General features: G+C 66.6%; 15 protein-coding genes, 3 tRNA genes and 1 pseudogene. 15 read left to right on the top strand and 4 right to left on the bottom strand.

The features are described from left to right. Positions 1-115: 115 nt before the first annotated feature. The 3 genes from IDF66_RS18015 to IDF66_RS18005 all read left to right on the top strand — a co-directional run bounded on the left by IDF66_RS18015 (position 116) and on the right by IDF66_RS18005 (position 435). Positions 116-188, top strand: a tRNA-Glu gene (locus tag IDF66_RS18015). A 54-nt stretch (positions 189-242) separates the two neighbouring features. Beyond that, positions 243-316: transfer RNA gene (locus IDF66_RS18010), tRNA-Asp, on the top strand. Between the two features lie 42 nt (positions 317-358). After that, positions 359-435, top strand: a tRNA-Phe gene (locus tag IDF66_RS18005). A 67-nt stretch (positions 436-502) separates the two neighbouring features. On the opposite strand, the gene IDF66_RS18000 is transcribed toward IDF66_RS18005, so the two are convergent. After that, the gene (locus IDF66_RS18000; RefSeq protein ID WP_190267988.1) at positions 503-1,297 is read right to left on the bottom strand and encodes an IclR family transcriptional regulator; all 795 of its coding nucleotides are present in this window, start codon (positions 1,295-1,297) and stop codon (positions 503-505) included. 213 nt (positions 1,298-1,510) lie between these two features. Between IDF66_RS18000 and IDF66_RS17995 the strand changes: the two genes are divergently transcribed. From IDF66_RS17995 to IDF66_RS17950, 10 genes are all read left to right on the top strand, one after another. After that, on the top strand, positions 1,511-2,053 hold the full coding sequence (locus IDF66_RS17995) for a hypothetical protein (protein ID WP_190267987.1): 543 nt from the start codon (positions 1,511-1,513) through the stop codon (positions 2,051-2,053). Further along, entirely contained in the window at positions 2,053-3,606 is a 1,554-nt protein-coding gene (locus IDF66_RS17990; protein WP_190267986.1) for an FGGY-family carbohydrate kinase, read from the top strand. The genes IDF66_RS17995 and IDF66_RS17990 overlap by 1 nt, the downstream gene beginning before the upstream one ends. 56 nt (positions 3,607-3,662) lie before the next feature. Next, positions 3,663-4,586 carry a phosphotriesterase family protein gene (locus IDF66_RS17985; protein WP_190267985.1) on the top strand — a complete coding sequence of 308 codons (924 nt, stop codon included), beginning with the start codon at positions 3,663-3,665 and terminating at the stop codon, positions 4,584-4,586. After that, on the top strand, positions 4,583-5,269 hold the full coding sequence (locus IDF66_RS17980) for an HAD family hydrolase (RefSeq protein ID WP_164307200.1): 687 nt from the start codon (positions 4,583-4,585) through the stop codon (positions 5,267-5,269). Before IDF66_RS17985 ends, IDF66_RS17980 begins: the two co-directional genes overlap by 4 nt. A gap of 69 nt (positions 5,270-5,338) precedes the next feature. Continuing rightward, on the top strand, positions 5,339-6,775 hold the full coding sequence (locus IDF66_RS17975) for an MFS transporter (RefSeq protein ID WP_164307199.1): 1,437 nt from the start codon (positions 5,339-5,341) through the stop codon (positions 6,773-6,775). Further along, positions 6,772-7,560 carry an SDR family NAD(P)-dependent oxidoreductase gene (locus tag IDF66_RS17970; RefSeq protein WP_190267984.1) on the top strand — a complete coding sequence of 263 codons (789 nt, stop codon included), beginning with the start codon at positions 6,772-6,774 and terminating at the stop codon, positions 7,558-7,560. Before IDF66_RS17975 ends, IDF66_RS17970 begins: the two co-directional genes overlap by 4 nt. Before the next feature lie 3 nt (positions 7,561-7,563). After that, entirely contained in the window at positions 7,564-8,406 is an 843-nt protein-coding gene (locus tag IDF66_RS17965; RefSeq protein ID WP_190267983.1) for a transketolase, read from the top strand. Beyond that, complete coding sequence (locus IDF66_RS17960; RefSeq protein WP_190267982.1) at positions 8,399-9,388, top strand: transketolase family protein; 990 nt, start codon at positions 8,399-8,401, stop codon at positions 9,386-9,388. The genes IDF66_RS17965 and IDF66_RS17960 overlap by 8 nt, the downstream gene beginning before the upstream one ends. Beyond that, the gene (locus IDF66_RS17955; protein ID WP_190267981.1) at positions 9,385-10,512 is read left to right on the top strand and encodes an iron-containing alcohol dehydrogenase; all 1,128 of its coding nucleotides are present in this window, start codon (positions 9,385-9,387) and stop codon (positions 10,510-10,512) included. Before IDF66_RS17960 ends, IDF66_RS17955 begins: the two co-directional genes overlap by 4 nt. After that, on the top strand, positions 10,502-12,073 hold the full coding sequence (locus tag IDF66_RS17950) for an AMP-binding protein (RefSeq protein WP_190267980.1): 1,572 nt from the start codon (positions 10,502-10,504) through the stop codon (positions 12,071-12,073). The genes IDF66_RS17955 and IDF66_RS17950 overlap by 11 nt, the downstream gene beginning before the upstream one ends. A 185-nt stretch (positions 12,074-12,258) precedes the next feature. Here IDF66_RS17950 and IDF66_RS17945 read toward each other — a convergent pair whose 3' ends face one another. Together IDF66_RS17945 and IDF66_RS17940 are read right to left on the bottom strand one after the other, a co-directional pair. Then, positions 12,259-13,857, bottom strand: a complete 1,599-nt coding sequence (locus IDF66_RS17945) for a GMC family oxidoreductase (protein WP_190267979.1) — start codon at positions 13,855-13,857, stop codon at positions 12,259-12,261. Between the two features lie 54 nt (positions 13,858-13,911). Further along, positions 13,912-15,633: an aldehyde dehydrogenase family protein gene (locus IDF66_RS17940; protein ID WP_190267978.1), complete on the bottom strand. Its 1,722-nt coding sequence runs from the start codon at positions 15,631-15,633 to the stop codon at positions 13,912-13,914. A 189-nt stretch (positions 15,634-15,822) separates the two neighbouring features. Here IDF66_RS17940 and IDF66_RS17935 point away from each other — a divergent pair, with 189 nt between their 5' ends. Further along, positions 15,823-17,013, top strand: a complete 1,191-nt coding sequence (locus IDF66_RS17935) for a PucR family transcriptional regulator (RefSeq protein WP_190267977.1) — start codon at positions 15,823-15,825, stop codon at positions 17,011-17,013. Between the two features lie 70 nt (positions 17,014-17,083). After that, a complete protein-coding gene (locus IDF66_RS17930; RefSeq protein ID WP_190267976.1) occupies positions 17,084-18,604 on the top strand; it encodes a long-chain-fatty-acid--CoA ligase in 1,521 nt (506 codons plus the stop codon). A 69-nt stretch (positions 18,605-18,673) separates the two neighbouring features. Here IDF66_RS17930 and IDF66_RS17925 read toward each other — a convergent pair. Then, a pseudogene (locus IDF66_RS17925) lies at positions 18,674-19,484 on the bottom strand (LysR family transcriptional regulator); the annotation flags it as partial. Between the last annotated feature and the right edge of the window lie 63 nt (positions 19,485-19,547).

Below are 19,547 nucleotides of genomic sequence, written 5' to 3'. Positions count from 1 at the left end.
GTCCCGACTTACTTTGCGAAGTGATGACAACGAACGCAGATTCGCCCTCTGACCATAGGATTTGTACTTTGTTCAGCGCGTGTCCTAAGCTAAGTCGGCTCCCAACGGAGAACCGGCCCCCTTCGTCTAGCGGCCTAGGACGCCGCCCTTTCAAGGCGGTAGCGCGGGTTCGAATCCCGTAGGGGGTACGCTTGCCCGGCCCCGAGGTGACGAGGGGACGGAAGAGCAACACAACAGAACATGGCCCTGTGGCGCAGTTGGTTAGCGCGCCGCCCTGTCACGGCGGAGGTCGCGGGTTCGAGTCCCGTCAGGGTCGCAAATTCGTTTTTGCGATTGGCATTCGGTTCGGGTGCCGCCCGGCCAGGTAGCTCAGTTGGTACGAGCGTCCGCCTGAAAAGCGGAAGGTCGCCGGTTCGATCCCGGCCCTGGCCACCATCCATACCGGAGCAAGCGGTCCTCGTCTGAGGGCCGCTTTTCTGTCTGCGGACCCACAACTGGATGTTCAGCCCGAGTACCCCAATCGCTTCGACACGGTCATCGCGCCGTCGATCAATGCGAGGGCCATCTCGTCCTGTCGGGCATCGGACATGTCCGCCGACAACCCGCCCATACTCAACGCCGCGACGACATGTCCTTTCCGGTCCCGGACGCAGGCGCCGAGCGCGGCCACCCCGGGCGTCACGTCCCCGATGCTGATGGAGTACCCCCGCTCGCGGATCTCGACGAGGCGAGCGCGCAGTTCCTCCTCGGTGATCTCTTCCCCAGTGGGGGTCAGCATGGGGCCGGCGTCGAGGACCTGGGGGAGCGCGGTCTCCTCCAACTCGGCGAGTAGTGCGATCGGCGCACCACCGAGGTAGAGGGGCAATGACCGCCCGACGGTCAGCACCATCACTCGGATCGGCTGACTGCTCTCGATGAGGTCCAGGCACACGGCGCGTGCACCATCCGGGACGAGGAGGTAGACGTGCTCATCGAACCGGGCCGCCAGCTCGGACATCACATGGCTGGCCTCGGTGCGCAGGTCGAAACTGCCGAGGACCGCGGAGGCGAGCTCGAAGACCCGAAGCGTGAGGCGATAGTCGTTGGATCGTGTCCGCTCCACCCACCCGGCTACTTCGAGGGTGGCGAGGATTCGGTACATCGTGGTCCTGCTGTACCCGCACTTCTTCATCAGCTCGGCGAGGGACAGCTCTGAGCTGTCGCCCTTGAAGGCCTCCAGGACAGTCGTCGCCTTGATGATCGAGGCGATGTGGTTCTTCGGATCGAGCTCGGGTGTTCGGGGCGGGTTCACTGTCATCGTTCCCTCTCCTTCGCCAGCTGTTGTGTGCGCCTGGCCATTTCAGGACTTCGTTGTCGTTATCAACGGTGATGGCCCGTTCGCGCGAGACTGCGGCGGCAGGCACAAATCACCACATGTTGTGATGGTTGACACACGAACAGCTTCGTGCAATTGTTCCGTATGGCGAACACGCTATCCGGATTCCGGACACCGAGTCAAGCCCCAGGGGTGATGGACATCGATACGGCACCAGGAGCCGCCGCGACACTGGTTCTGCCCATCTCGGGTTCGGGACAGCTCGTCGGACGTACGGCCGCTGGGACCGAGATCACCGTCGAGACCGCCGGATGGTCCGTCCTGGACTCCTTTGTCGAGAGATTCGCACCCGGCATCGCCGCTGACCTCGATCACCGGTTCGCCGACCTCGTCGCGGAATGGGAGTCCACACCGGCGACCGTCGTCTACTCGGTCGCCGACGGCCATGACGTGCTCGTCGGACTGTCATACCAGACTGCTCCTGCGGAGATCCTGCGTGCTGTGTGGTCGGGTCTGTGTGTCGCGATCGCCCGCGACCTGCGCGACAACGAGATTGACGGACCGGTCGAGATCCACTCCGACCATCCCGGCGCCGACGTGCTCGCCGATCGCCTCGCCGGCCTCGGCGTGGTCGTCGATCCCAGGGGACGGAGCGCGGACCTCACCGAGGTGGCCCGACGCGAGCAGCTCGACTTCCTTGTGCGCACTGTGGCCACCACCGCGCAGGGGGCAGTCTGATGACCCGCCGTTCGGTCGTCGTCGGCATCGACAAGGGAACAAGCTCGTTGAAGACGATCGCCGTGGACCTGGCCACCGGCGCACTGGTCGCCGAGCGCGGCGCGAAGACCCCGTGCTCGTACCCGAGTCCCGGACGGCACGAGGAGAACCCCGAGGACACCTGGCGCAGTGTCGCGTCCACGATCCGCTGTGTGGTCGGAGATCTGGGTCCTGACACCGTGATCGAAGGGGTCGGGGTGACCGCCCACATGGGTGGCCTGTGGACCCTCGGAGGCGACGGGCGGCCGGTGGGCAACGCCATCTGTTGGCCCGATGCTCGGGCCACAGGGATTCTCGACGAGGTCGGTGACCGAGGTGAGCTCGACGCGCTCTTCGACATCAGCGGCAACGCCCTGATACCTGGCACACCGTATCCGTTGCTTGCGTGGGTCAAGCGGCACGAACCCGCCCGCTACGCCGACATTGCGCATTTTTTCATGGCCAAGGACTACATCAACTACCGGCTGACCGGAATCGTCGCAACCGAGGAGTCCGATCTCTCGTTCGCGCCGTGCGACTTCCGCGGACGACGGAAGGCCGAGGCCTTCTTCACTGCCTTCGGTATCGAGGAGATGTCGGCCCGACTCCCGGATGTCGGGGTCAGCGAAGCCCTCTTGGGTACCGTGACCGATGTCGCGGCGGCGGAGACCGGTCTGCCGGTCGGGACACCGGTCTGCGCGGGGACGGGCGATGCGACCGCGAACATGATCGGGATCGGCGCCGCACACGACGGTCAGGCAGTCACCACGATCGGGACCAGTCTGATGAACGGGACCTCCACCGACCATCCGCTTCTCGAACCCAGAGGCGTCGGTTTCGCGTTCCTCATGCCGGAGAACCGCTGGCAACGGCAGATCACCAACTCCGGTGGCGGCACCATGTGCCTCGATTGGGTGATCAACACCTTCTGCCCGGTCGAGGTCGAACGGATCGCAGCGGGGGAGACGACCCTCGGGCACGTTGTCCGCGAGTTCGCGCAGGACACGGAGCCGGGCGCTCGAGGCCTTGTCTTCCATCCGTATCTCAACACCGCAGGCGCGACCGCGCCGTTCCTCGACGTGAACGCCCGCGGTAGTTTCGTCGGCTTACGCAGGGACACGACACCGGCGGAGATGGTCCGCGCCGTCATGGAGGGCACCGCGCTGTCGGTGCGTGACTGCTATGCAGCGATGCCGGTGAGGATTGACGAGATCCGCCTCACCGGTGGCGGGGCACGCAGCGTCGAGTGGAGCCAGATCATCGCCGACGTCCTGCAGAAGACGATCGTCGCGCCGGACGTCCCGGAGTCGGGTGCCCTCGGCGCCGCGATGCTGGCCGCGATCGCCACCGGGCAGTACACCGACCTGGATGCCGCGGCCGCTCAGATGGTGCGCGAAGGTCGTGTCCACGAACCGGATACGACGACCGCTGAGGTTTATGACGCGGCGTTCTCGACGTACCGCGCGGTACTGACGCCCCTGCGCGACGTGTGGGCGGCCGTCGCCGACGGCACCGACCATCGCACCCCGGCCTGAGCGCCGATCCCTCCTCGATCCAACCGAACCTCGACCAACAGCGAACGGAGACTCCTGTGACCGCCATCAGAACCGTGCTCGGCGACATCGCGCCCGACGATCTCGGCGTGACGCTCTGCCACGAGCACCTGTTCACCAATCCGCCCCGGTGGGCGCGGGAGCGGGACCACGACATGGTCCTCGACAAGGTGGATGCCGCCATCGGCGAGGTCGCTGACTTCAACAGTCTGGGCGGGGGTGCATTGATCGAGATGACCACCGAGGACTACGGACGTAATGCCGCCGGTCTCCTTGCCGTCGCCGAGGCCTCACGTGTCCACGTCGTCAGTGCGAGTGGCTATCAGAAGGGCATCTACTATCCCGACACGGTCGCCACCGAATCGGTCGACGAGATCTCGCGGCGCTTCGTCACCGACGTGACCGTCGGGATCGACGGGACGTCGGCGCGAGCAGGCGTGATCAAGTTCGGCACCTGCCGCACCGATGAGATCCGTGAGGACGAGCGCAAGGTCCAGGAAGCGGTCGCCCGTGCACATCTCTCGACCGGTGCACCGATCTCGACACATTGCCAGGCCGGGACGCTCGGCACTCTGCAGGCCAACGGATTCGCCGATCTGGGCGTCGACCCGGCGCGCGTCCTGATCGGACACCTCGATCGGAATCTCGACTACGGCTATCTCCGCGAGGTCGCGCAGACGGGCGTATGGCTCGGTTTCGACCACTGGACCAAGCCGAAGTACCCGTCGGACGAACTGCGGGTTTCCTGCATCGAGCAGTTGTTCGCCGAGGGGTACACCCAGGTGATGGTGTCGGGCGACCTCGGCAGACCGTCCTACCAACCGCACCACGGGGGCTCTCCCGGATTCGCGGGGCTGCTCAAGCAGATCCGCGAACGCCTTCCCGCGGAAATCGCCGAGACCGTGTTCCTGACCAATCCCCGCGAGTTCTTCGCCTTCACCCCGACGGAGACGGCCGCATGAGCACCCCGACAACCGCTTCGACCGTCGACACGCGTTCGCGACTACCGACCAGGGGAGTGCTCTTCGATCTCGACGGCACACTGATCGACTCGCGGTACGCGATCATCGAGGCCTATCGTGCGACCTTCGAGAACGAACTCGGACGTCCGTTGCCCACCGAACTCGAGGACCCGAGCGCGATCATGGCCCCGCGCCCACCGGAGATCTTCGCGCGGTACTCCGACCAGGAACCGCTCGAACTGGAGAACGCGTACGGCCGCCACTACGAGACCGATGCATTCCGCCGTGTGGAACCGTATCCGGGATTGCGCGACACATTGTCCGTACTCGTGGGTCGCGGCATCACGGTCGGCATCGTCACCAACAAGCGGATGAGCCGTGTACGAAGGGATTTCGACCATCTCGGACTAGACGCGACAATCTTCGCGACCATCGTCACCGCCGATGACACCGCAGAACGGAAGCCTCATCCGGCACCCGTACTTCTCGGTCTGCAACGCGGTGGTCTCGACCCGGCACACGCCTGGTACGTCGGTGACGGGCCCCAGGACATCCGTTCCGGCGCCGCCGCAGGCACCGGGACCGTCGGGGCCGCGTACGGCTACTACGGCCCCGAACGGCTCGCCGACCACCGGCCCGACCATCTCTTGCACTCCCTGCGCGATCTGCTCGATCTCGTCTGACACCGTCGCGCAGCGCTTCTCTCGATCCTGCCCACTGTGGGGTGTGGGCACTCACCGAACGGAATCACCATGACCCAAGTACTCCCTGCCCGAAATCGGGCGCTGACCTCGGTATCGGAGGTCGACCATCTGGTCGACTCTGAGGACATCAAGACCCGCAGACACAAGGTCATGCTTGTGCTCGGCCTCGCCGGGATCGCCTTCGAGGCCTATTTTCTGGCGGTCCTGAGTTCGGGCACCGCCCCCATGAGCGAGCAGCTGAACCTCGACTCGAACGGTGTCGGTCTGGTCAGCTCCTACGGCTATGTCGCCACGTTGGTCGCGGCGGCGACGTGTGGGCTGCTGGCGGACCGTTTCGGCCGCGTCAAGATCATGGTGGTGGCCAAGCTCATCGCGGTCGTCGCCGCGTTGCTGATGGCCGGTGCACCCAGTTTCGCGATGCTGGTGCTGGCCCGGTGCATCGCGGGTGCGGCCTACGGCGTCGACCTCGGTGTGGCGATGGCCTACCTGTCGGAGAACCTGCCCAAGCGGCGTCAGTACCTGCTGAACTTCTGGCAGGCCCAGTGGTACATCTCCACAGTGGTGGCGCTGGTCATCGTGCTCGGTCTCTATCACCTCGACGTCGGTCTGAGCATCTGGCGCTGGGGCCTCGTGACCGCCGCGATCTTCGCCTTCGTAGTGGCGATCGCGCAATGGACCCTGATGCCCGACAGCCCGCGCTGGCTGGCCAAGAAGGGCCGGCTGTCGGAGCTGACGACGTCCCTGCAGCAGATGTACCGGATCTCCGCTACATATCCGACCGGACATCTGGAGGCCGCGGTCGAGGAACCGAAGAAGGAACGGCGCTGGACGGAGCTCTTCAGCGTGCGTTTCCGGGCACGGACGATCCTCGCCAACGTCGTGACGATGATGCAGGCCTTGCAGTACTACGCCGTGGCGTACTACCTACCGGTCATCGCGCTCAGCCTGTTCGGAGACAATTTCGGTGAGGCCACCTTCGGGTCCATCGTCTTCAACGTCTTCGGCATCGTCGGTGGTGTCGCATCGATCTGGGTCGCATCGAAACTCGGTGCCAATGGTGCTGCCAAGTACGGCTTCCTGGCCGTGGCCGCGATGATCCTGATCCTCGGCGTCTTCTTCGACTCGCTGCCCGTCCTTCTCGCGTTCCTGGTTCCGGCGATGTTCATCTTCTTCCACTCGGCCGGACCGGGCGTCTCCGGACTGACGATGGCCGCCATGGCGTATCCGTCGGATTTGCGTGGCCGTGGCGGACAGCTGGCCACCATCTCGCAGAGCATCGGCGGCATCGTCGGCCTGTACGCATTCCCCCGGATGTCCGACGCACTCGGACTGAGCACCACCATCACGATCTTCGTGGCGGTCCCACTAGTCGGCGCGGCGATCTGCATGCTGATCCGTTGGGAGCCGTTCGACACCAGTCATGACCTCAACGAGATCGCAGAAGCCGAGGGCGACATGGTTGTTCGGGAGGTGTTCGGGAAATGAACGGCACCAACTCACCGCGCGTCGCGTTGATCACCGGCGGAGGTCAGGGCCTGGGGCTCGCGATGGCCCGCCGCCTGCACGCCGACGGACTCGAGATCGTGATCGCCGACATCGACGCTGCCCGTACCGATCAGGCCGCCGCCGAGGTCTCGGGCACCGCCGTGCTCCTCGACGTCACCGACGACAGGTCGGTGCGCCGGGGGATCGATGCGGTCGCCGACCGGTTCGGACGCCTCGACGTCCTGATAAACAACGCAGGCGTCATCTCCCGGTCCAACGCAGAGAAGATCGACTCGGATCGGTGGCTCCGGGAACTCGATGTCCACCTGGGTGGGACCATGCGATGCAGCCGACAGGCCTTTCCGCTGCTGCGGGAGGCGCCGGCCGCGGCCGTCGTGAACGTGGCGTCAGTCGGTTCGACGTTCGGACTGCCACACCGACTGGCCTATACCGCAGCGAAGTCGGGCGTCACTGGGATGACCCGGACCCTCGCCGCCGAATGGGGTCCGTACGGGATTCGGGTCAACGCCGTGGCACCCGGGTACATCGACACCGGGATGATGCGGTCCGGCCTGGAGTCGGGAACCCTCGACGAGGATCGGCTCCTCGATCGCACTCCACTTCGTCGCCTCGGGCGGCCGGAGGAGATCGCCTCGGCCACCTCGTTTCTCGTCTCCGCAGATGCCTCCTTCGTCACCGGCACCGTCCTGCGGGTCGACGGCGGTATCACCATCGACGGCACATTCCACTCGGCATCGGCCGAACAGACCAGAGAGGCACATTGAGACATGCTGGTGGACAACACAGTCGACGCACCGTCGGCAATCACGTTGCGCGACACCGCATATCGCCTGCGATCAGCGATGATGCGGATGGCCGCAGACAAGGGTGAGGGCTACATCGCGCAGGGACTCGGCATCGCCGACCTCCTGGCAGTGATCTACTCGCGGCAACTGCGATTCGATCCCGCCGACCCCGACTGGGCAGGCCGCGACCGGTTCTTGATGTCGACCGGGCACTACTCCATCGCCCTCTACGCGGTGCTCGCCGATCTCGGTGTGCTCACCGAGGAACAGATCGACGAGTACGGACTCAACGGGAGTGAGCTCCCGATGAGCACCTTCGACGAGACACCCGGCGTCGAGATCACCGGCGGTTCACTGGGGCACGGCCTCGGACAGGCGGTCGGGATGGCGCTCGGGCTCCGGCTCGACGGCGGTGACCAGCGGGTCATCGTCGAGCTCTCCGATGGCGAGCTGCAGGAGGGCGCCACCTGGGAGTCTGCCATGTCGGCCGCGAGCTTCGGCCTCGGCGGCCTGACCGCGGTTGTCGATTGCAACGGCATCCAGGCGGACGGTCCCATCGTGCTGGACATGGAACCGATCGCCGACAAGTGGCGGGCGTTCGGGTGGGCCGTCGAGGAGGTCGACGGCAACGACATCGACGCGATCACCCGTGCATTCGACACCCTGGCCACTGCACCTGCGGACACCCCGCGTGTCCTGATCGCGCGCACCACACCGGGGACCGGGGTGCCGACCCTGGTCGCGAGGGAACGAGCACATTTCGTCCGGGTCGCCGACACCGAGTGGGCCGGACTCATCGCCGAATTGGAGGAGAACCGTGGCTGAGGTCAGGAACCGTGCCGGTGGCATGGGTGAGATCGCTGAGATCGAGGGACCGTACGAACGAGCACCCTTCGGAAACGAGCTCGCCGAACTGGGCGCGCGGGACGAGCGGATCGTAGGGCTAAGCGCCGACATGTCGAAGTACTCCGACATCATCCCGTTCCGGGAACGGTTCCCGGAACGGTACTTCAACGCAGGGATGGCCGAGCAGAACGCGGTGATGATGGCGGCCGGTTTGGCCAAGGTGGGCAAGATCGCCTTCTGCGCGACATACGCCGCCTTCCTCACTCGGCGCGCGCTCGATTTCATCGCGGTGTCGTGTGCGCACAGCAAGGCGGACGTGAAGATCGTCGCCGGTTCTCCCGGCCTCGTGAATCCCTATGGTGCGACCCATCAATCGCTCGAGGATCTGGTGGTGATGCGGTCGATCCCCGATCTCACCGTCATCGACCCATGCGATGCGGTCGAGCTGCGCCACGTGATCCGTGCAGCCGCCGAGACCCCCGGGACCTTCTACATCCGCAATCTGCGCGGCAACGTGCCGGTGGTGTTCGACGAGGGCGATTTACGGTTCGAGATCGGGCGTGCGCGGCTGCTCCGGCCAGGTCGTGACGTCGCGGTGATCGGCACGGGCTTCATGTCCGCACGTGCGCTGAAGGCCGCGGCGACCGCCGAGCAGCAGGGTATCGCTGCCTCGGTCCTGCATGTGCCGACTATCAAGCCGTTGGACACCGAAGCCATCGCCGCGGTCGCCGCCGATGCCGGCCGGGTGATCGTGGTGGAGAACGGCCTCCGCTCGGGCGGCCTCGGTACCGCAGTGGTCGAGACGCTGGCTGATCGCGGCATCTCTGTCCCGGTGACACGCATCGGCCTCGGCGATCGATTCCACCCGTGCGGATCCCAGTCCTACAACGAGACGCTGTTCGGGCTGGACGAGGACGCGATCACCCGCGCGGTGATCACCGGCGACTGGCCCTACACATGAGTGCGGCTCTCGACGGCGTCGGCGTCGAACGCGCGGCCCGTCGGTTCGCTGCACCTCAGCAGTACGTGCAGGGGCCCGGGGTGTTCGACGAGCTCGGCCCGATTGTCGCCGAACACGGCGCGCGCCCGGTCGTGGTGATCGACGCCGACATCGTGGAGCTTCTCGGTGAACGTCTGACCGCGTCGATGGCGTTGGCCGGTCTCACGCATCAGGTCGTGCCCTATCGGGGGCCGGTGACCCGTGCCCATATCGCGACCACCGTCGATCGAGTCGCGACCGGTTTCGGCGATGTCGTCGTCGGTGTGGGTGGAGGCAAGGCGCTCGATGTCGCGAAGGGCGTCGCGCACCGGCTCGGGCGCCCGATGATCTCGGTCCCGACGACGGCGTCCAATGATGGCCCGACGGCGAGCATCTACGCGCTCTACGATGACGAGGGTCGTTTGTCGGAGCTCGGCAGACTGCCGAGCAACCCGGCCGCAGTCGTCGTCGACACCAAGGTTATCGCGACCGCCCCGATCCGGTTCCTGGTGTCGGGAATCGGGGACGCGTTGTCCAAGAAGTTCGAGGCACGCTCGTGCGCGCGGGGTCGCGGTGTCACCACGCAGGGGACCCGGCCGCTCATCATCGGTGAGGTGATCGCGGACGGTTGCTCGCGAGTGCTGTTGCGTGACGGTGTGGCCGCGGTCCGCGATGTCATCGATGGGCGGGTCACGGCCGAGGTCGAAGCCGTCGTCGAAGCGGTGATCCTGTTGTCGGGGATCGGATACGAGAACGGCGGCCTCTCGATCGCGCACTGCATGACACGCGGGCTTCAGGTGGGGCGCGGATCGTCGAAGCACCTCCACGGGTTCCACGTCGCCTATGGGCTTCTCGTGCAACTCGCGCTCGAGGACGACCCCGAGGTCGACCGGCGCGAGATCCGCGACTTCCTGACCGCGGTCGGCCTGCCGACGTCGCTTGCCGATCTCGACATGCCTTCTCCGACGAGCCAGGAGATCGCGGCCCTCGGCGCCGCGGCCGCCGCGGCCCCGCACGCGGCGAACACGTGGGTCGACGCGTCCGCCACACGCATCACTGCGGCCATCGACGCCGTGGAACGGCAGGTGGCGTCGGATGGTGACTGAGGATCGACCCGTGCCCCCGGTACCTGCCGACTTCACCTTCGCGGCACTGAGCCCGGCGACATTCCTGGATCGCGCGGCGTACGCCTTCGCGGACCGGATCGCCATCATCGATGGTAACCGGAGGTTCACCTACTCCGACTTCCACCGACGCGTCGCCCGCCTCACGTCCGTCTTGGAGGGCCTGGGGATCGGCCCGGGAGACCGCGTTGCGGCCCTGTGCACCAACAGTCACGTGATGCTCGAATTGCACAATGCCGTTCCGGCGCACGGATCGGTGTTGGTCCCGTTGAACATCCGACTGTCAGAGGTCGAACTTGTCTACATCATCGAGCACAGTGGCGCCACACTGCTGGTGGCGACCGCCGAGTTCGCCGAGCGGGCACACGTAGTCGGTGCCGCGACGGGCGTGCGCGTGGTGGTCGCCGCGAGTGAGCCATCCGACGAATACGAACAGCTCCTGCGCGGGGCGTCGGAACCGGTCTACCGCGAGCCGGACGAGCGGGGACTACTCGCAGTCAACTACACGTCGGGGACCACCGGCAGACCCAAGGGCGTGATGTACCACCACCGCGGCGCCTACCTGCAGGCGCTGGCGATGGCCTACCACGCGGGACTCGGGACCGGTTCGCGATATCTGTGGACGCTGCCGATGTTCCATTGTGACGGTTGGTGTTTCACGTGGGCGGTCACCGCGGCAGGTGGCACGCATGTCTGCCTGCGTAGCATCGACACCGCGCAGGTCTGGCGTCACTTCTTTGCGGACGGGATCACACACTTCAGCGCTGCTCCTACAGTCCTGACGATGATCGCCGAGGACCCGGCGGCTGCCGCGCTCGACCACTCCGTGCATGCCGGGACCGGCGGCGCGCCACCGTCTCCCGCCCTGCTCGAGCGGATGGCCGGCCTCGGGATCGAGATCACCCACCTGTACGGGATGACCGAGACCTTCGGTCCCATCGTCGTGAACCAGTGGCAGCCGGACTGGGATGTCGGGTCGGCCGCCGACCGGGCGGTGCGCACGGCGCGGCAGGGCATCGGCAACATCGCCGCCGGACACGTCCGGGTGGTGGCGCCCGAGGGCGTCGACGTCCCCGCCGACGGCGAGACGCAGGGCGAGTTGGTGGTCCGCGGCAACAACGTGATGCTCGGCTATTACCGCGATGCGGACGCGACCACGGCGGCCACGATCGACGGCTGGCTGCGTACTGGCGACCTCGCGGTGATGCATCCCGACGGCTACGTCGAGATCCGCGACCGCAGTAAGGATGTCATCATCTCCGGCGGCGAGAACATCGCGTCGGTCGAGGTCGAACGGGTCCTCGACGGACATCCGGGCGTCGTCGAGTCGGCGGTGGTCGGACGCGCCGACGAGCGATGGGGCGAGATCCCGGTCGCCTACGTGACGGTGCGCGGTGGTGCCCAGGTGGAGGCCGACGATCTGATCGCGTTCGCTCGCGAGAGACTCGCCCGGTTCAAGGTGCCCAGGGAGATCGTGTTCGCCGACCTCCCGAAGACCTCGACAGGCAAGATCAAGAAGCACGCTTTGCGCAGAGGTGAATGACATCGACATCCCCCTCTCCGCTCAGGCCCAGGGCGGAGAATGCCTCGCGGCAGGCCGCCGTACTCGTCGTTCTGAGCCCGAAGCTCTGCTGATGGTTGAAATGCCATTGGCCTCTCAACCACGTGTTGACGTCACATGAAGCAATGGCGCGCAGCATCTCCCACCGCTCACGATCCTGCCGCCGCTCAGCGGCCCGCGAGGATCAGATCCGCCGCCTTCTCGCCGATGAGCACCGACGGGGCATGGGTGTGTCCTCGGACGATGGTTGGCATCACCGAGGCGTCGGCGACTCGCAGGCCGGTGACACCCCGAACGGCGAGGGTGGGCGTGACGACACTGTCGGTGTCGGTGCCCATGCGGCAGGTGCCCACCGGGTGATAGAGCGTGTGCGAGTGACGGTCGAGCACCTCGGTCAGGACGGCGTCGTCGGGCACGCGGGAGTCGGTGCGCGGCTGCGAGACCACGCCGAGCCGCCCGCGCAGTGACGGCGCTTGTGCGATCTCGACGGTCGCCCGCAATCCCTGCATCATCGCCGCACGGTCGACGCCTGCGGGATCGCTGAGGTAGCGCGGGTCGATCATCGGCTTGGCGGTCGGGTCCGCCGAACGCAGCGTGATCGTTCCGGTGCTCTTCGGCTGGACCAGGATCGGTCCCATTGCGACGGCGTGGTGCGGATACGCCTCGCCCACGCCTTCGTTGTAGAACGCGACGGGGGCGAAGATCAGCTCGAGATCCGGCAAGCGCAAGTCGTCGCGACTACGGATGAATCCGTAGGCCTCGCCGACGTTCGAGGTCAGCATGCCGCGACGGCGCAGCAGGTAGTCGGCGAGTTGGCGAGGGCTCTCGGCGTCGCGCAGCGTCCCGGAGTCGACGTCCCAGCCGATCGGCGCCAGCAGGTGATCGAGCAGGTTGCGGCCGACACCGCCGTTGTGCGCGACGGTGCGGATGCCGTGCCCGGCGAGATCGTCGCTGTCGCCCACACCCGAGAGCATGAGCAACTGCGGGGTGTTGACGGCACCGCCGCAGAGCACGACCTCACGTCGCGCGTGCACCGTCTGCGTCCGACCTGCGTGGGTGTACTCGACACCGACGGCGCGGGTGCCATCGAACAACACCTTGGTGGCGAGCGCTTCGGTGACGAGGCTGAGGTTCTTTCGCTTGAGCGCGGGGCGTAGATATGCGTCGGCGGTGCTGAACCGTGCGCCCTTGTGCTGGGTCACCATCGTCTGCGAGAAACCCTTCGGCTCCGGCAGATTCGCACGCTCCACGGTATGTCCGCACTCGGCCGCGGCGTCGAGGAACGCGCGGGTCAGCGGGCGCGGCGAGCGCTGATGTGACACGTGCAGCGGCCCGGTGGTGCCTTCGTCGTTCTCGGTGGCGCCCGCGACGTTCTCGATGCGCCGGAAGTACTCGACGAGGCCGTCGAACGACCAGTCGGCACCCGCATGCTCGGACCACGCGTCATAGTCGGCGGCGAATCCGCGAACCCACATCATGGCGTTCATCGACGACGAGCCGCCGAGTGTCTTGCCGCGTGGGTAGACGACGCGTCGACCGCCCAGTTCCGGTTGCGGCTCGGTCGAGTAGTCCCAGTCCGACGCGCTGCCGAACAGTTTCGAGAACGCCGCGGGGATGTGGATGAACTTGTCGGAGTCCTTCGTCCCGGCTTCGAGAACGAGGACCTCGTTGCGGGAGTCGGCGCTGAGTCGGTTCGCGACGACGGCACCGGCGGACCCGGTCCCCACGACGACGTAGTCGACGGTGCGTGGTGCTGTGGTGGGCATGGTGGCCTTTCGTGGTGAGATGGTCTGCCGTGTTGGCATCAGCCGCAGTTGTGTTCAGCCACGTAGTGCGGAGGCGAAGATGGCGGGCAGTTTCAGTGGAGACGGCGCGCCGGCGAAGTCGGCGAGCAGGCGACCGGTGGTTGCCGCTGTCCGGTTGGTGACGAACCACGGCGGCTTCGGGGAGATCGACCATTCGCCGTGCAGAACCGAGCGCGGTGCAGGCCGGAAGGGCCCGCGAACCACTGTGCGTTCGGTGTCGGCGAGGAGGAAGGCGTTGTGTACCACGCCGATTCCTGATTGGACGTCGTCCAGACTGTGACCGGGAAACGCCCCCCACGTTGCGGCGGCGCTGAGGAAGCCAACTCCGGTCCACGCATTGACGGCGATGGTCCCGTAGCGGAGGGCGGCGATCATCGACTCGAAGGCCTCGCCGAGTCCGGCGATCGAAGCAGGGTGTGCGATCACGTTCACCCCGAGGGTTCCGAGGAAGTGATTGTTCGCGGCATCGGTTGCGCTGGTGAGGAAGTCGGCACCGGTCCCGGGAAGCTCGAGAACGCCGAGGACCGGTCCGAAGTACTCGGTGTGCAGGATGTCCTCGTCCTCGTCGAGCGACAGCCCGGTGATCAGCAGTCGTTCACCCGCCGTGCCCAGTTGTTCCGACGTCGGGTACGCCGTGCGAGCGGCGCCGACGCGGTCGTCGCTGCCCGGGTAATAGCAGACCCGCGCCGGCGCGGAGGCGAACGCCTCGCGGAGCGCGTCGAGGAACTCGTGCTTCTGGTCCCAGTCGGCGGAGACGATGACGACCTGGGCGGCCACGCAGTTGTATCCGCCATTGTGCAGACGCTGGGTCGCGATGTGCTCGGCCTGGTAGCGCAGGTCCGCTGCGCTCCATCGGCCGGGCACCACGATGGCCGGGGACACACCGCCGAGTTCGCTGGTGATCGGTGTGGTGAGGCGCGGCTCTCCGGACGCCCTGCGCCGCTCGGCCTCCTCCCCGGTTCCCCAGACGATCGCGTCGTGCGTGTTGGCGCTGCCGGTCATGTGGACATGGGCGACCGCGTCGTGGCCGACGAGGTACTCGCCGACATCCGCTCCGCCGGTGAGGATGCGGATCGCTCCGACTGAGGTCAGCGGTTCGAGCACTCGCTCGAGAACAGGCAGCAGCGGATCGGTGAGCGGGTTGAGCTTGAGGGCGACCACCCGGTTGTGGGCGAGCAGTTCGTAGATCACGTCCAGCGGCGCGATCGACGTGATGTTGCCTGCACCGAGGACGACGCCGATGCCGCCGCTGACAGTGGGATCGAGTTGTGCGAGACCTGCCGCCGCGGTGGCCTGCGCGGCGTCGACCCCCGGCCGCAGCCACACATCGGCGGTGAAACCGTTGAGCAGCAATGAGTCGTAGCGCGACGACGGCAGGACCCGGATGGTGGTCCGACCTGCTGCGGTCCCGAAGGCGGCGTCGGCGATGGGGCTGCGGCCTGCGGCCAGGTCGCGAAGCGTTTGTGCAGTGGCACCGAGGCCGGTGGCGAATGCATAGGGACCGGACATCCATTCCTCGCCGAGGAGCGCCGAATGCGGCCCGAGCCGTTTGATCGACGCCGACGCCGCGACCCAGTCCGCGGCGTGCATCCCGGTGAGTGACCGGACACGGTCGAGAAGGTCGGCGCGTTCGAGCAGGGACAACCCGGCCCAGGCCTTCTCACCTGCGGACAGGTCGGAGAGCGCGGCGTCGATCACGTCCCGGTGATCGGCGGTCTGGTGTGTGTCGACGCTCATGTGCGTAGATCAGCTCCTGTTGTCTCGTGGTTACCGCTTGTGGATCAGGGGATGGCCCGATACCTGGATTCTTCGTGGTGCACCACGGGCGCCGCCATAGGCGACGGCCACGCTGTCGGCCACGTGTCCTTGTGCACTGGCACAAGGCTGACGTGGTGTGGCTCACCGCGGGCCGCTACGATGTGGCCCGTGCCCATCACAACCAGCAGCTCGACGGCGGCCGCACTCGCCGCCGACCTGCTCGACGACCTGCCTGCACTCACCGAGACCCTTGTCGAACGACTGCAGAAGGCAGAGGAGTCCTATCTCGAGTCGCAGCTGCTCACGCTGGAGCAACTGTCGGCTGCGTGCACCGAGAATCTGGGTTCGATCCTCACGGTGCTCGCCGGCCGCGGCCGGGTTCGGTTCGACGTCGCTCGCGCGACAGGTCGACTCAAGGCCGAGCAAGCGATCCCGCTTGCGGCGCTGTTGAGGGCGTACCGGCTCGGTGGCCAGCTGATCTGGGAGCAGATGTTGTGCGGATCTCGCGGTGTCTCGCCGGTGGAACTGCTCGACGTTCCCGCCCAGCTCTGGGCCGCGATCGACACGTACTCCGATGCTGCCGTGGAGGGCTACCGGGAAGCGGAGATCCTGCTCACCCACGCCGACGCCGAGGCGCGAGCGCTCCTCGTGCGGAAGGTGTTCGACGACCATGCGGACAACCCGACAGCCATCATCGATGCCATGCGGGCCCTCGGTCTGCCCGAACGTGCGAGCTACGTCGTGGTGTGTGCCGGGAGTCCCGAGTCGCGCTCGACCACGGCGAGCGATACCGCAGGCCGTTTGCAGAGCAAGGGCGTCACGTCGGTCTGGGACGCGCGACCCGACGGGTATCTCGGATTGATCTGCGGCCGGTGCGATGCCGACATCGAGGCCGGCTTGACCGAACTCGGTTCGGTGTTCGATCACCGTGTCGGTGTGAGCGGGCCGTTCTCGATGCCCAGCGAGATCGCGCGCGCCGTGGACGAGTCCCGCCTTGCCCGACGCTCCGTGCCGCCTGGTGCTGCGACGCTCAGCCGCTACGAAAGTCTCACGCTGGCATTACTTCTCGTCCGCAGCCCGGATACCGCGCGTGAGGTCGCGGCTCGCACATTGGGCCCTCTGCTGGACCTACCCGAGGACGAACGCGAGGAGATGCTCGCGACACTCGAGGCCTGGTTCGAGTGTGACGGTTCGACAGCGGCAACGGCGAAACGTCTCCATTTCCACCGCAACACGGTGCTGTACCGGCTGCGCAAGATCCGCGATCTCACCAATCGGTCTGTCGACAAGCCGGTGGACGCCACCGAGTTGTATCTCGCGCTGCGCTCGGTACAGCTTCTCGGTGATCAGCGGCTGTGAGTACCCCCGACGGTGCGCCGGCCCCCGACAACATGAGACATTCACGACATCGAACCCCAGGAGTACAGCGATGACCAACCTTTCCATGAACCTCGTTGCCACGGCACGCGATCACGGCGACACAGTCGCCTTGCGGTGCAACGACTTAGCGTTGACCTACACCGAATTCGACTCCGCCGCAGCGCGGATCGCGACGCTGCTGGAAAGGGAGGGGATCGGGCCGGGGGACCGGGTCGGCATCATGTTGGGCAACACACCGGCCTTCGCGCTGGCGTTCTACGGGATTCTCCGTCGCGGCGCGATCGCGGTGCCGATGAATCCGCTGCTGAAGGCTCGTGAGATCGAGTTCTACCTCAGCAACACCGGGGCGTCGGCGCTGTTCGCGACGCCGGTGTTCGCCGACGAGGCGCGCGCGGCCGTCGACGTGGCGGGTGGGCGGTTGTGGCTGGTCGACGATGCGGGTCTGGCCGACCTGATCGCCGACCTGCCGGTTCAGCAGAGCCCCGTCGATTGCGAGGACTCCGACACCGCCGTGATCCTGCACACCTCGGGCACCACCGGCAAGCCGAAGGGCGCCGAACTCACCCACGGCGGGCTCGCGCTCAACTGCGAGGTGACTGCGCGGACCCTGTTGAGGATCGAGTTCGGCGACGTCGTCATGGGTTGTCTGCCGCTGTTCCACGTGTTCGGCCTCACCTGTGGGATGAACACCTCGGTGCTTGTCGGCGCGACCTTGACGCTCATCCCTAGATTCGATCCGCGTACCGCAATACAGGTGATCGAGCGGGACCGGGTGACCGTGTTCCTGGGCGTTCCCACGATGTATGCGGCGATGTTGGGTGTGGCGCGCGAGTTCGGCCCATCGGCGACCGCGAGCCTGCGGACCTGTGCATCGGGTGGGGCGTCGCTGCCCGTTCAGGTACTCAACGACTTCGAGAAGACCTTCGGATGCATCATCCTGGAGGGCTACGGATTGTCGGAGACCTCGCCGGTCGCGTCGTTCAACCATCCTGACCGCGAGCGAAAGGCAGGTTCGATCGGCACGCCGATCGAGGGCGTCCGGATGAGGGCGGTCGATGGCGAGGGGAACCAGGTCGCGATCGGTGAGCCCGGCGAGATCCAGATCGCCGGCCACAACATCATGAAGGGTTACTGGAATCAGCCCGACGCCACAGCTGCGGCCATCGACGCGGACGGCTGGTTCGCCTCCGGCGACATCGGGACCGTGGACGAGGACGGCTATTTCTTCATCGTCGACCGCAAGAAGGACTTGATCATCCGTGGCGGATACAACGTGTACCCGCGAGAGATCGAGGAAGTGCTCTACGAGCATCCCGCGGTCGCCGAAGTCGCCGTCGTCGGCATCGCGCATGAATCCCTCGGTGAAGAGATCGGCGCCGCGGTCGCACTGAAGCCGGGAGCCGCCATCGAACCAGGCGAGCTCGTCGACTTCGTCAAGGAGCGCGTCGCCGCCTACAAATACCCGCGCCACGTCTGGTTCCTCCCGGAACTGCCGAAGGGCGCCACGGGCAAGATCCTGCGCCGGGAGATCAACGTGTCGGAGGTCGAGAGCAGCACGGGACGCGCGTAGTTCGGCGGACACGCTGCATGGCCACAATCCCATCGACGCGCTGACAGCGGACGAGACGACCGTGGCCCGTCAACTGATCGTGCGGCCCAACAACTCCGCCCGCCGCACACCCACCAGCGCGCGGATCGCGTCCACCACCGCGGCCACCTCCGGCCGACGGAACGCCTCGGTCCTCGCCACCAGCCAGTACGTCAACTGTGCTCCCACAGAGGGCAATACGCGCACGAGGTCATCGTGGCGGTCGGCCATGTAGCAGGGGAGGAGCCCGATACCCGCATGGGACCGGGTGGCCTCCACATGCACGAACACGTTTGTGGAGGTGACCGATTCGGCCATCTGGGGGGACCAGGGTGCGGGCGAGATCGAGGTCGTCCACCTGCAGCATGGCGTCGACGAAGTAGATCAGTGGATGCGCGGTCAGGTCGTCGGCGCTCTCGGGGACGGGGTTCTCCGACAGGTAGGTGCGAGACGCGTAGAGCCCGAGGCGGTAGTCCGCCAGGCGGATGGCTTCGGCCCGGTGCACGTGCGGCTCGCCGACCACCACCTCGATGTCGAGGCCGGTGCGATTCTGTGACGCGAGCCGGGTCGCGGTGACGATCTCGACGCTCACCCCCGGATGACGGCGCCGGACCGCGACGGCAGCGGGGGCGGCGAGGTAGGCGGAGAAGCCGTCGGTTGCCGACATCCGGACCACCCCGTTCAGCGATGGCGATCCGGCGACGTCGGTGGACAGCCGGCGTACGGCACCCTCGATCTGCTCGCCCGCGGCGAAGGCCTGCCTGCCGAGGTCGGTGAGCTCCCATCCTGCCGCGCCACGCGACAGCACTCGCGCGCCGACAGCCTTCTCCAGGGCGTCGATCCGCCGCGCGACGGTGGTGTGAACTCCTCATCCACGCTCTGGAAGGCCTGGACCTCGACTGGTCGAAAGCCGACTTCGACGTCG

Origin of the sequence: Gordonia hankookensis (assembly GCF_014673215.1) — a bacterium.
GTDB classification, from domain to species: domain Bacteria; phylum Actinomycetota; class Actinomycetes; order Mycobacteriales; family Mycobacteriaceae; genus Gordonia; species Gordonia hankookensis.
This window is presented reverse-complemented; position numbering and strand designations above follow the sequence as displayed.